Origin of the sequence: Pseudoalteromonas sp. CF6-2 (genome assembly GCF_021729425.1) — a bacterium.
Lineage (GTDB): Bacteria > Pseudomonadota > Gammaproteobacteria > Enterobacterales > Alteromonadaceae > Pseudoalteromonas > Pseudoalteromonas arabiensis.
Map to the genome: position 1 here is coordinate 36,091 of NZ_CP091443.1, position 12,781 is coordinate 48,871.

The 12,781-nt window shown below is 42.5% G+C and carries 12 protein-coding genes; all 12 read right to left on the reverse strand.

Going from position 1 to position 12,781, the window contains the following annotated elements; all coding sequences use genetic code 11:
* Positions 1 to 11: 11 nt before the first annotated feature.
* Positions 12 to 716, reverse strand: a complete 705-nt coding sequence (locus L3Q70_RS16925; RefSeq protein ID WP_062567794.1) for a hypothetical protein — start codon at positions 714 to 716, stop codon at positions 12 to 14.
* Positions 704 to 1,450: an iron transporter gene (locus L3Q70_RS16930; RefSeq protein ID WP_237115503.1), complete on the reverse strand. Its 747-nt coding sequence runs from the start codon at positions 1,448 to 1,450 to the stop codon at positions 704 to 706. The genes L3Q70_RS16925 and L3Q70_RS16930 overlap by 13 nt, the downstream gene beginning before the upstream one ends.
* Entirely contained in the window at positions 1,437 to 1,757 is a 321-nt protein-coding gene (locus tag L3Q70_RS16935) for a cupredoxin domain-containing protein (protein WP_062568161.1), read from the reverse strand. The genes L3Q70_RS16930 and L3Q70_RS16935 overlap by 14 nt, the downstream gene beginning before the upstream one ends.
* Before the next feature lie 19 nt (positions 1,758 to 1,776).
* On the reverse strand, positions 1,777 to 3,087 hold the full coding sequence (locus L3Q70_RS16940; RefSeq protein WP_237115504.1) for an ATP-binding protein: 1,311 nt from the start codon (positions 3,085 to 3,087) through the stop codon (positions 1,777 to 1,779).
* Positions 3,087 to 3,746, reverse strand: a complete 660-nt coding sequence (locus tag L3Q70_RS16945; protein WP_062567797.1) for a response regulator transcription factor — start codon at positions 3,744 to 3,746, stop codon at positions 3,087 to 3,089. Before L3Q70_RS16945 ends, L3Q70_RS16940 begins: the two co-directional genes overlap by 1 nt.
* A gap of 3 nt (positions 3,747 to 3,749) precedes the next feature.
* Positions 3,750 to 4,370, reverse strand: a complete 621-nt coding sequence (locus L3Q70_RS16950) for a hypothetical protein (protein WP_237115698.1) — start codon at positions 4,368 to 4,370, stop codon at positions 3,750 to 3,752.
* Between the two features lie 47 nt (positions 4,371 to 4,417).
* Positions 4,418 to 5,194, reverse strand: coding sequence for an SDR family oxidoreductase (locus L3Q70_RS16955; RefSeq protein WP_062567799.1), 777 nt, complete (start codon positions 5,192 to 5,194; stop codon positions 4,418 to 4,420).
* The gene (locus tag L3Q70_RS16960) at positions 5,191 to 7,350 is read right to left on the reverse strand and encodes an AMP-binding protein (protein WP_237115505.1); all 2,160 of its coding nucleotides are present in this window, start codon (positions 7,348 to 7,350) and stop codon (positions 5,191 to 5,193) included. The genes L3Q70_RS16955 and L3Q70_RS16960 overlap by 4 nt, the downstream gene beginning before the upstream one ends.
* Positions 7,347 to 7,988 carry a thermostable hemolysin gene (locus L3Q70_RS16965; RefSeq protein ID WP_237115506.1) on the reverse strand — a complete coding sequence of 214 codons (642 nt, stop codon included), beginning with the start codon at positions 7,986 to 7,988 and terminating at the stop codon, positions 7,347 to 7,349. Before L3Q70_RS16965 ends, L3Q70_RS16960 begins: the two co-directional genes overlap by 4 nt.
* Before the next feature lie 185 nt (positions 7,989 to 8,173).
* A complete protein-coding gene (locus L3Q70_RS16970; protein WP_237115507.1) occupies positions 8,174 to 10,333 on the reverse strand; it encodes a S46 family peptidase in 2,160 nt (719 codons plus the stop codon).
* Between the two features lie 114 nt (positions 10,334 to 10,447).
* Complete coding sequence (gene folE2 / locus L3Q70_RS16975; RefSeq protein WP_237115508.1) at positions 10,448 to 11,332, reverse strand: GTP cyclohydrolase FolE2; 885 nt, start codon at positions 11,330 to 11,332, stop codon at positions 10,448 to 10,450.
* A 12-nt stretch (positions 11,333 to 11,344) separates the two neighbouring features.
* Positions 11,345 to 12,676, reverse strand: a complete 1,332-nt coding sequence (locus L3Q70_RS16980) for a dihydroorotase (protein WP_237115509.1) — start codon at positions 12,674 to 12,676, stop codon at positions 11,345 to 11,347.
* Between the last annotated feature and the right edge of the window lie 105 nt (positions 12,677 to 12,781).

Below are 12,781 nucleotides of genomic sequence, written 5' to 3' on the forward strand. Positions count from 1 at the left end.
ACTATCGACAATTAAAATTCAAACTCTAGTGCTAAACGAAAACTATGATCTTTGCCTGATTGAGTTAATTCACTTATGAACCCCGCTTCCCATTTTAGTTGATGCTTAGGACTAAAGCGATGCAAACCAATAAAACCGGGGCCTATGCCGAAAAAGTCTTCCCCCGCATAAATTTCAATAGAGGGTTGAAACTCAGAGCGGTAGCGATAGCGATACTGGGCACGAAACTCGCTTTCCCATTCATTTTCAATATCAGCTCCCCACTCATAAACTAAAAAAGCATTCAACGTTAAGCTGGTGCGGCCAAACTCTTTCTCCCACAGAAAACCACTTGTCGCTTCATATGCATCTAAAGTGTGCTGTTTTTCAAGCTCAAATAATGCGCCCCAATCTGCCCATAAGCGACCTTGCTCTACTAGCTGCCAACGCAGTTCAAGCTCATAAGAAGCGAGACCAAAATCACCATTGTCATCACGCTCTCCTACTACATATCCCTCTAAACTCATAGTATCGTTAATTGCACCACCAAAACCGGCACGCTGAGCCAGCACATTACCTGAATCAGTTTGCCTTGATACAAGTCGCCATTCAACTTCTCGCTCAAAGGGAAGCACATAGGGGTGATATACTTTATCAACCACCATACCATCGGCATACGCGACTTGGCTAATGCCTGCTAATAGCAAGCAACTTAAGCTAATAATTAAGAACCGCATACTGGCTCCTCTATCTTTTTAATTTTTAAAACACGCACCAAGGCGATAAATGTAATTGCTGCAATCACATATACCCAAAGCGCAGTTTTACTGGGTGTTGCTTCGTAGCCTGCTAAAGCTTTTAATACACGGCCAAGCTCTGAGTTTTCGACTAAAAACCCACGCCAATCTAAATAATTTGCGGTCACGTCAATTAAGTCGACCTGACTTGCTAAATCAAGAAGTACCAATAACTTTGCCGTTGCATTTAAAGCTAACAACACAATCAAAGACTGCACGCCAGCACGTCTAACAATACTTTCAAGCAAAAAGAACAGTAACACCCCAAAACTAATACAAATACCAACACCTAAAAAGGTACCGAGTATTAAAGGCTCTGCGGTGTCTTTGCTATGCCAAAAACTCACTAAATAAATCATGTAATGGCTTAAATACAAGGTCATGGTAGCAATCAATGCGACCGCTGCTGCATGACTACGCTGCTGACAGCTAATTAACGCGGCAACATAAACCATGACACATAGCAGCATTTGCAGAAACTCTAAGCCACGATGGTCAAATAACTGGCTCACCCACGCAGCGCCTTGCACGAACACTAGGCTCACGAGGATACCAAAGACAGCATAAATACTGAGCTGGCGTTGATTTAAAGGCACAATCAAACTCAATAACACAGCTAAAATCACCACGGGCAGAAGTTGATTAATACTCATCAGTAAACTAGTTATCAGCATTATCTACCTCCGTAGCAACAACAGTTCCTCGGGCAGTATTAGGCGAGAACTCCCCAAAAAAATCATATCGGCCAGGGCTTAACGGGCCGATATAAATGACACTCGTGCGGCTAGGGTAAAGTACTTTTTCACGGTTTAAGTCGAAACTATCGAACTCTTCCGGAGTATCATCTTGATTTTCGATTAAGAGTCGTAGCTTTTTATTGGCAGGTACTTTAATTTCAGCGGGGTAAAATAGATGATCTTTTAAGATCAACTTGTACTCTTTGGCATAGGCGAGCCAAGACGACATACATAGTAGCAACATAGAAAGTGCCAGAATCCATTTATTCACTAACCTCTCCTTGCATAAAGGAGACGATCACTCGTAAACCACCGAGATGGCTATCAGCAAGTGCAATATCAGCGTTGTAAATCGATACTATATGTTCGACAATAGCCATACCAAGCCCAGCTCCTTGCTCACCGGATGGGTGTTTATCGCCACCCACGCGGTAAAAACGGTTAAAAATGCGCTGCTTTTGAGCTTCATCAATACCTGGACCCGAGTCATCAATTTGCCAGATAAAACGATTATTTTCGGTTTTCAGAGTAATACCTATTTCTCCCACAGCTGGGGTATATTTTATGGCGTTACTCAGTAAATTACCAAACAAAGTGACTAAGGTGAATTCATCTCCAGCAATAACAAAGTCATCACCATCAATGCTAATGCTATGCTCTTTTTCGTCTATACGATCATAAAGTTGTGCGACAACGTGCTGGCTAATTTCTAACACCGATACAGGACTAAATTGTGCCTGCCATTGCTCTGGATAAGTACGCCCTAAAATCAACATCTGTTCAACAATATTACTTAGTTTATCAACCCCTTTTTCCATCGCATTAAGTTCTACACTATCAACCCCCTGAGCGAGTAAATTATGTACATTGATTTTTAAACTACTGAGCGGCGTGCGTAGTTCATGGGCCGCATCTGAAGCGAAAAAGCGTTCTCGTAAATAGGCACTTTCAACACGTTTAAATAAATCGTTTAAGCGGCTAATTACAGGTTTAATTTCTTGTTCTGGGGTTTGCCAAGGAATCGCCGTAAAGTCATTTGCTTGACGATGTTTTAATTGATTAGATAATCGAGTCAGTGGCGCAAGCCCTTGTTTTACAAAAACACTAATAAGCACTGCTAGAATTGGCACGCTCCATAACAGCGGCGTCATGGCCGACAAAATCACGGTTTCGGTTAGTGCCACACGCTTACTTAGAGGCTCAGCAATAAGCACCCGCTTATTGCCTTCACTTAAACGATACACTTTGACTCGTTGCCCTGCCAGATTCTCAACACTAAACCCAGTTTGCCACTGACTTTTATTGATTGGATTATGCTGCAATGACTTTGAGCTTGAAGCCAAGCTACCATCAACCCAAACCTGAAATAATAACTGCGGTAAATCACTTGTATAGGCAGGAGTTTCTTTACTTAGAGGTTGTTCAATCAAGACATGCGCCAGCGTAACTAGCTCGTTATCAAGCAGTGCTTCAGCCTGATTCATGCTTTCACGGTAACCTTTAGTAAAAGCCAAAAAGCAGGTTAAGATCACCATCGACAAGATAAGTAAGGTCAGTCTTTTACGGATTGACACTAGCGTTTACCCACCACATAACCAATACCGCGCAGGGTTTTAATAAATTCTTTCGGGAATTTTTTACGCAAGTGATGAATATGTACTTCGATGGTATTTGACCCCACCTCTTCGCCCCACTCATAGAGCTTATTCTCTAACTGCTGTTTTGATTGCACGCGGCCTTGATTTTCGAGCAACGCTTTAAGTAACATGAACTCTTTACGCGGCAAGTTCACAGGCTCTTTTTGAAAACTCACGGTAAAAGCTGCGGTGTCCATTTCAACATCACCGACTTTTAAAGTGCTAGTTTGTGCTTGGGTAAGACGCCTGCTGGCAACCCGAAGGCGTGCAAATAACTCAGCGGGATCAAACGGTTTTGCAAGATAATCATCAGCACCTAAATCGAGTCCCATCACTTTATCGTCGATACTCCCCCTAGCAGTTAAAATCACCACAGGCAGGTTTTTACGGTGCTTTTTGATGTGCTTTAGAATGTCGATGCCATCACCATCTGGTAGTCCTAAGTCTAGGACTACCAGCTCAATTTCATCGTTTTGCAGCCATTGCATCGCTGACTTAACGGTCGAACTATGTTCAACACTATAACCTTGTTGACGCAAAGAACGGCATAGGCCTTCTGCCACTAAGTGATCGTCTTCAACGAGCAATAAATGCATAACTTATCTCTTTATTTTTTTCTCTACCTTAGCCAATAGTTCAGTAATTTCTTGTTGGCGGTAAAGGTCTGCTTTTGGTCTATCAGGACGCGCAGGCGCTTGCTGAGCAACCAATAAAAATTCTTTAGCTGATTTATATTTGCGCTCATCATATAGAAATGACGCATATAAATAGTTGCTATCGATACCACGCGGGTTCAGCTCAAGCGCTTGTTTAAACAGTTTCTTCGCTTCATCGTCATCACCAAAACCAATTGGCCAACCCGGCACTTTACCGTATAAGGTGGCAAGACTGGTATACGCTGAACCTTCAAGTGCTTTTGGATCTAGACTTAGTGCTTTTTCGAATTGCGCTTTCGCATCTTTTGCAAGGCCAAGCGCACCTAAGCCGCCTTTCGCACCTGCATAGCTCGATAGCACAATACCATACCAAATATGGCTTGCAGCTTGCTGGTCGTTCGCTTTTGTAAACTCTGCGGTTTCGCTCGCTAATTTTTCAAATGCATCCAACTGCGCATCGTCAACTAATTCGTAATTAACCACTGCCCACTGCTTCTGCACCGAACTTAAATCGCTATTAAAGTCGGCTTTTGCAGGCGTAGCCATGATAACACCTAACATCATTAGGGCTTTAAAATTTAGTTTAGTCATAATCATTCACCTTAATCAATTTAGTTCGCAAAAAAACTTTTAATTTTAGGAAGTTGTTTTGCTATTGCGTTATCAACAAGAGATGGAAATGCGCCGTTAATACGAGCAAATAATGTTTCTGGAAAGCCGATAAAACGGCGACGCTTTTTTGAGTTAATTAAATCTAATAAAGCATCCGCCACTTTTTCTGGTGGATCCATGGTGTTACCCAACGCTTTATTCATCGCCCGTACTTGTGGCGAATTAATCGCGGTATCGGTTGCACGAGGCGCTAAATATAATACTTTCACATCGCTGTGGCTAAGCTCTCTGGCAAGGGCTTCGGTCATCCCTCTTAAGCCAAACTTGCTAGCACAGTACAAGGTTTGATACGGATAGCCGATACTACCAAACGATGAACCTATGTTCACAATCGTGCCTTTGTTGAAAGTGACTTGGGGTAAGAACAATTGACACAATTTAATTGGCACATGCAGGTTGATATTTAATAAGTGCTCAATTTGCTGCTCACTGATTTCACTAAAGCCCTGCATCACGTTAACGCCCGCGTTATTGATAAGTAGCGTTGCACCACCTAGTTGCTGAGCAAACTTGGCAAGTTCATCGCGAGATTCACTGTTACTTAGATCAGCCTGAAAGTACTCCGCTTCATTACCACACTCCAATTTAAGTGCGGCAAGTTGCTTAATATTTCGACCTACCAGCAATAAACGCCACCCCTCTTTTGCAAGGCGAAGGGCAATAGCCCGGCCAATGCCACCTGTAGCACCGGTTAGCACACATACTGGGCTATTCATGCGCTCTGCTCCAAATCAGCCTCACTAAAGAAAGGCTCAGTATCAAGGTCACGGAAAATATTGCCGTACAGTTTGTAAAAACATTTTGCGGCGTGAATGATGGCTTGCTGGTCGTCCTCGTTATCAATTTTGTTCATGAGATTTTCGAAGAACTTCACGTGTTCAATATCAAGTGCACCGTGCGAAGTAAGGTAGGTAAATGCCTTTTTAGGTAAACCTACAACCTCACGGATTTGCCCTGCTGCATTATCGGCTAATGCAATCGAGGTACCCTCAAGAACATGAACCATGCCAAAAAATGCCAAAGGATTGCCACGATTAATTACATCATAAGCATACGACACCATTAACTCGGTCGAAAACTGTGGGCGAGAATGACGCACCAGCTCTTTATCGAACCCACATGCTGCAATATCATTTAACACCCACTCTTGATGGCCTAGCTCTTCTTCGATGTATTCTGCAACAGCTTCGCGCAGCCACTCTTGTTTATCGGTAAGCTTTGCACCTAGGGCCATTAATAGTGGGACTGTGTGCTTAACATGATGATAAGCTTGCGTTAAGAACGATGCATATTCACTCAGGCTCACTTCACCTTTAAAAACACGGCTAATAATCGGTGCAGCTAAAAGGTAGTCGCGCTCTTTTTGTGTTTCAGTTTGTAATGTATTGAAAAATTGACTCATGCTCGTTGCCTCTTGATAAAGTGCTGAAATCTCTGTAGCAAAAAATTGGTTAATAACATCGCGTTTAGGGCGATTATTGCTGGTTAATAAGCCTTGCGTGTGGCTCATAGGCTCTGCCATTCGATGCCATTTTCTGATCTGTGCGTATTCGGGTAGTTGCGCGTTTTGTGCCGTAATATGAGCAGCAAGTTCAGCGTCACTCATCGCTTGATTTGCATAGATAAGCGCGGCTAAAAATGCTTGGCCTTCGCCAATCACCACCGTTTGCTGAACCTGGCTGTGGCTAAGCAATAACGACTCTGGCCACTCAGCGCTGATATTGCGCCCAAAGCTGGTGATCAGCTGGTTTTTCAAACGCCCTTGAATAACCAAGCGGCCTGCTTGCTCAGTGACCAGATCACCGGTTGCATACCAATCGTCAGCATTTTGTGCAGCTTGACCTAAATAACCCAAAAACAATGAACCTTTGATATAAAGCTGGCCATTTTCAATTTTATATTGAATGTGCTTAAGTACTCGCCCTGCGGTGTCGATGTCATCATCATCGCGCGTGTTTAAACTCACCACTGATGAAGATTCAGATAAACCATAGCCTTGATAAACGGGTAAACCGAGCTCACGGGCTTGCTTAATAAGTGCTTGGCTTACAACCGCGCCACCAACGGCAATAAACTTTAAGCTTTTAGGTGCTTGCCAGCCTTGCTTTGCAAAAGCCACTAAACACGTTAGTAGTTCTGGCACTAAAATAAGGGTATTTGGCTCAGTACGTTCAATTGCGGCTATTAATTTATGTGGTTCAAGTAGCTGCGCACCAGAAAAACCAAGTTCAGCTAAAGGCACTAAATTAACCGTGCCACCCGCTAATAGCGGCGCATACACACCAGCTAAATTCTCAAGCAAAACCGGTAGCGGCAGTAAACACAAATGGTTTGGTTTTTCTAAACCTATGCTTTGATACAGTGATGTTGCCACTTGCAATTGACTCTCAAGGGATAAACACACCCCTTTAGGTGTGCCCGTTGAGCCTGAGGTAAAGGTAATCTTTTGCGTGTTTGCAAAATATGGCACAGGCTGTGTGTTACTCAATTGGTAAACATATAAAGGGTAATGCTTACACACATCCACTAACGCCACTAATTTAGCATGCCCACCTTCGTAAGCACGGTCGCATACAAATAGCCCTGCCCCACTGTTTTGCAAACCAAACGCAATTTGCTGAGCAGTAAAAAACGTTGGTAGTGGAATCGCCACTCTATTAAGCTCGCTAAGCGCAGCTTCTAATACACACCAAGCGGGTGTGTTATCTAATTGATAAGCGACGCCTTGAGCATCAAATTCAGCCAAGGTAGGAAGCAAACGAGTCACTTGTTCAGTAAACTCTTGTTTAGTTAGTGAGCGCACACCATCACTTTGATGGCAAACCATCAAGGTATCGCTATCCTTATGCGGTAATTGTGTTAACCAGCTCATAACGCCTCCAAATAGACAGCCAGTTCAAGGGATGACTGCAAACATTGCTGTTTGATATTGAATAAAACGGGGGTATTTAATACACGTTGATGTGCTTCGTTTAGGTCAACCACACAAATGGTTGGTTGATTGTCGTAATAGCTACCCCAGCTTGCTGGATCTTGTAGTGCTTGTGCATTGGCAACACCGATTTCTTTGCAATTCACACCCAGCATTTTTAATAGCGCTCTCACTTTACGGGTTGCACAAAATACTAAATATTTTGCCCCTGCTTGATAGAGTGCTTCGTTCATTAAAACAAAATGTGCCAAGGTGGCTTTTCGATGCGTTGAGCATAAATTACCTAGCTCAAAAATGTGCTCACGCTTGGCACTGACAAAGTGCTCAATAGACGCAGGGAGATATTGCTCAATAAATAAAGCTTGTGATGCAGAGCGAAGACCTAACGTACATACTTCATCGTCAACATTAAGCTCACACAGTAGCGGCATGAATTGCGAAATTTTCGCGTTATAGGCCGCAGCAAAACCTTGCTTGATATTACGCTCAAGACGGTCACGGAATTGACCTCCTTCACGCGTGCAAACGAAGGCTGGCTCTTGAACTTGAGTTTGATATGATTGCTTGACTGAAAGCATAATTGTTCGCTCCACTTAGGTTATGTGTAAAATTTATCGAGCGAAACTTAAATAAAACTTAAGAAAAATTAATTTTTATAAATATTTTTCAACTTTATGAAATTTAATGTTTTTATTTTTATAAAAACAAAAATGCCAGTCTGTTAGACTGGCATTTTAATACTTAAATTAATGTTAAACTTAGATTACTTAACGATAGTCATCTCTTTAAGTAGGTTTTGAGCATTATCAACTTTATCCATCACCCACAACATGTATCGTGAATCAACGTGAATTGAGCGATTTAAGTTTTCATCGTAATCCCAATCACCAATAATGCTTTCGTAAACACCATCAAATAACAAACCAACGAGCTCAGCATTACCGTTTAACGTTGGAGAGCCTGAGTTACCACCTGTGGTATCTACATTTGATAAAAAGTTAACCGGAACAGTGTTCATACCGCCGGTGTAATCGCCATAAAGCTTTTGCTTAATCAACTCATTTTGTTTCTCTGGTGAGTTGAATGGTTCAACACCCGTGTTTTTAGCAAGCAGTCCTTCTAAAGATGTAAAGGGGGTTGCCACTAAGCCATCTTGCGGGGAGTAGCCGCCTACCGTACCGTAAGTTACACGTAAGGTGCTGTTAGCGTCCGCGTAAACCGGCTTATTAAGTGCTTTGTTGTAAGCTATGATTGCTTCCATTAATGCAGGGCGAGCGGCTTGCTGTTTACCAGCCAGTTCTTTTTTCGCATCTTCAATATCTTTCGTAACGGCAAAAACAGCCTGAGCATATTGAATAAATGGATCGCTACTTTGCTTTAATTGTGCAAGGTCAAGGCCTGCCATCCATAAACGTTTGCTTTCATCTGCAAGAACCGATTTAGCATACATATCATCAAGCAAGGCTTGTTGTTCTTGCTTATCAAAGCCGTTTGTTAAACCAAGCGCCTTATCAACCTCAGCAACTCGCTCATCGTTTGGTAATGCGGCATATTGCTCAATAAAGTACAGTAAAATAGCTTTATCTACAGTTTCGTCGTAACGACGGCTCATGCTTTCTAAACGTGACTTAATGCGTGGCATATCACGCTCTTGATAACCACTTTCACGCTCAGCATCTGGCTTTTGTTTTTCATAGGCTAAACGATACAGCATACGTGCCGATGACATCATTTGTGAACGGTGTACGTAGCCTAACATGCGGTCGCGCTGGTTATGCTCTTGAGACTCAGCAACTAGTGTCGTTAAATCAGCGAGTACATGTCCGTATTTAGCTTTGCGCTCGCTATCTTCATTGATCCACGCAGTGAGATCTTTTTCGAATTGTTGCTTGCGGCTATACATTGAACCCTTGTTAAAGCTCTCAATCATTGAGCCATAGTTTTTAATGTAATTGTTGTAACCAGCAATCGTGCTTTCATAAGCGATTCGTGCCTCTGAACCCTCTGGCGCATTTTCTTCAATCAACGAGACATATTTAGAGTTATATTTACGCGCTAATGGGTAAGCTGTGTTAAATACATAGTCAACTTCAGGCGAAATACGGTAACGGTTTGTGCTGCCTGGGTATCCGGTCACCATCACAAAATCGCCTTCTTGTACGCCTTTAGCACTTACTTTTAAAAACGCATCACTTTGGTATGGCACGTTATCTTCTGAATATTCAGCAGGCTTACCATCTTTACCTACATACGCGCGATAGAACGAGAAATCACCGGTATGACGCGGCCACATCCAGTTGTCGATATCACCGCCGTATTTACCGACGCCCATAGCGGGTGCATACGCTAAACGCACATCTTTAATTTCTAGCGATTTGATCAGGTAATACTCAAGACCACCGTGGAAAGTATACACATTACAGCGGTAGCTCTCGTCTTTCTCACACTCACTAACAAGTGCTTTTTCATTTGCTTGAATAGCATCAAAGCGTGCTTTACCTGTTAGCTGTTCAGTACCTTGGTTTACTTTCTCTGTAACGTCGGTCACTTGCTCGGTTACATAGACACGAGAGCCTGGGGCTGCAGGCACTTCATCATTGTGCTTTTTTGCTAAAAAGCCATTTTCTAAAATGTTGTTCTCGGTGGTCGAGTTATATTGAATCGAACCGTAGGCACAGTGGTGGTTTGTTACAACTAAACCTTTTGGTGATACAAACGAAGCCGTACAACCACCAAGGCTAATTACCGCATTCATCGGGAACTCAGTCAGTTTTGAAATTGACTCTACATCAATACTCAAGCCTTTCGCTTTTAAGACCGATTCAAGTTCTGGCAGTTGATGAGGTTGCCACATGCCTTCGTCGGCAACGGCAACATTTGCGACAGCAATACCCACTGCAGCAGCAATAAATTTAAAACGCATAGTCATCCTTTTTTATAATATTTTTGGTAGGCATATCATTCACCTTGTTTTTATTAATAGCAATGATTTGCGACTATCTTTGTCAAAATTTGTAAACACTTAAGGTTATGAGATCTAATTCTTAGACTCATGAACCACTGCATTGTGGCCATGTAAACTTTCTTGATGCTCAACCTTAAATTGGTAGTCAGCAATACTCGGCATAGTTTCGAGGCGTTGTTTTAATCGCCTTGCTGCATCTTCACAAAATAGTAAATTTTTCGCGTTTAGGGCTGCAAATGCTTGTTCATCTTCACGTTTTACGGCGGTTTGCACAGGAGTGCCAATAGCTTGCTCACAGGTACTAATAAAAGCACTCAGATCAGGCAGCTTTTCATTACTAAAAGTGACATCTATATAAGCATAAGAGCGCTGACTATGCGGCGTTGCTATTGAGCCCTGAGCACTTGCAAGCCAATTAAGTAAAGATGCTTTATCAATAGCGGCATCGCTAAATTGTTTATCGACCGCCTCACTCAAAAGCTGCCTTGATAATGCTGCAGAGCATGGGCAAGTACTACTGTAGGCAATATCGACCTTTAAGTTAATAGTGAGCGATTGCTGCTTAGTAATTGTTAAAACAACAGGGTAAGCATTGTAACCTGCATTATCGCTAAGGAGTGCTGGTTTAAGCAGTGGTAAATCAAAATGCAGCACCAGTTTTGCGCCTTTACTTAAGCCTTTTTGTGATGTTAAAACAGCATTCATAAACTCGTTAACACCCTGACTCGTTAAGTTCTGTTTTGCCAATAGCTGATTTAGTAACAAATAAAGACGCGACATATGAATGCCTTTTGCATTACTATCAAGGCTAACGAACACATCCGCTTTGGCATGAAGATGTACATCAACATGAGGTTGTGCAAGCTTTAAAGGAAGTGCAATTTTTTCCATGCCAACCCATTTCAAAGGCGACTGAAAATCTACATTAGAGTGCGAGGTAATATCCGGTAATTGCATATCGACTTCTTTTTAACGATTGAATATTAAGGCCATAGCGGCCTGCTTATGCGGGTAAACATGTGTGCCATCAAACACACACTCTCCATTTACAAAGGTATGTGTAATTCGGTGTGAAAAAGTGGTGCCATTAAAAGGAGTCCATTGGCATAAATAACGTGTATTTGTGTGCTCGACGTGCTTTTCAGCGTTTGGGTCAACCAGGACTAAATCAGCAAAATAACCTTCACGAATGAAGCCCCGCTCTTCGATAGCAAATCGCTTTGCTACATTATGCGCCGTTTTTTCAACGACTTGCTCAAGACTTAACGCACCGCGTTTTACCTGCTCAAGTAACGATAATAACGCATGCTCGACTAATGGGAGACCTGCTGGTGCAACACTGTATTGTTGCTGCTTTTCTTGCCAAGTATGAGGTGCATGATCGGTGGCAATAATATCAATGCGCCCATCGCGCACTGCTGCGAGTAGCGCTTGGCGATCTTGCTCTGATTTTATGGCGGGGTTACATTTAATTTGATTGCCATAGTTTGCGTAATCATCTTGGTTAAACCACAAATGATGCACGCAAGCTTCGGCAGTTATGTGCTTTTGCTCTATGGGTGCGTTGCTAAATAGCGCCAACTCTTTTGCTGTTGTAAGGTGTAAAACATGCAGCTGCGAGCCATAGCGTTTTGCCAACGACACGGCATACGATGAAGATGCATAACACGCTAATTCATCACGAATTAACGGGTGATGTTCTATTTGTAACTCGCCATAACGTTTTTCTAAACGGCGCTGATTTTGTTGAATCACTTCACCTTGCTCACAATGGGTTGCAATAAGTACAGGGCTTTCGCGAAAAATGGCCTCAAGAGCATGAGGATGCTCAACCAGTAAATCACCTGTTGATGCCCCCATAAACACTTTAACGCCGCATACCTTTTTGGCATCAAGGGCTTTAATTTCATCGAGGTTATTAGGGGTTGCGCCAAAGTAAAATGCATAATTCGCAGAGCTGGTTTGCGCCGCTATTGCGTATTTATCTGCCAAGGCTTTTGCTGTGGTGGTCGAGGGTGAAACATTAGGCATTTCCATAAAGCTGGTAATGCCACCGGCCACAGCAGCGGCCGATTCACTGGCAATTGTACCTTTATGGGTTAGGCCTGGCTCTCTAAAATGAACTTGGTCATCGATCATGCCGGGTAACAGCAATAAACCGTTTGCATCAATCACCTGATCATTCACTTTAGCTGTGATATCTGTAGCGATTTGAACTATTCGTTTACCAACAATTTTTATATCTTGTGATCCGCGCTGTCCTTCATTAACAACGCAGGCATGTTTAATTATGATAGCCATACGACTCCTTGCTTATTCAGCAACATTTGCAACTTATCGTAAAAAAATGCACTCCATGGCAAGATTGATTGCAGATTAAGTTGTTACAATATAACATACCATAAC